Genomic DNA, 427 nt, shown 5'->3' with positions numbered 1-427 from the left:
AGGTGAAGTTGACTAGCCTATCAGGTATAGTTTGTCTGGAATGTATATCCACCCCGACATCCGCGCCGTCGCCCTTCCGAAGGAGCCGGAGCCCTCCCGCCCCTTGTCCGCCATCATCGGCGACACCACGCGCATCGCCCGCATTCGTGCCAACCTGACACAGGCGGAGGTGGCCCAACTCATCAACATCTCTCCCACCACCTACTGCCGGCTCGAGCGAGGGCGAATGCTCCCCAGCGTCCAGACGCTGTACCGTCTGTGCCCCGCCCTCCGCACCACCCCCAACGAATTACTGGGCTACCGCGCCTCGCTGCCACCAGACGTCGTCGCTGCCGCCAAGGAGGCCCTGCTCCGACGTGTGCACGAGTTGGACGCGCACCAGGCCCTTGCCCTTATCCAGCTCCTGTCGGGCGTGCGCTGATGGAAT

General features: G+C 64.4%; 1 protein-coding gene. It reads left to right on the top strand.

All coding sequences use genetic code 11. From position 1 onward, the window contains the following. Nucleotides 1-40: 40 nt before the first annotated feature. Nucleotides 41-421, top strand: coding sequence for a helix-turn-helix domain-containing protein (locus tag FJV41_RS50765; protein WP_141649644.1), 381 nt, complete (start codon nucleotides 41-43; stop codon nucleotides 419-421). Nucleotides 422-427 lie beyond the last annotated feature (6 nt).

Source organism: Myxococcus llanfairpwllgwyngyllgogerychwyrndrobwllllantysiliogogogochensis (assembly GCF_006636215.1).
Taxonomy (GTDB): domain Bacteria; phylum Myxococcota; class Myxococcia; order Myxococcales; family Myxococcaceae; genus Myxococcus; species Myxococcus llanfairpwllgwyngyllgogerychwyrndrobwllllantysiliogogogochensis.
This window is presented reverse-complemented; position numbering and strand designations above follow the sequence as displayed.

Coding starts and splice junctions, on each gene's coding strand:
- FJV41_RS50765 (WP_141649644.1), top strand. CDS start 41: ATGTATATCCACCCCGACATCCGCGCCGTCGCCCTTCCGAAGGAGCCG.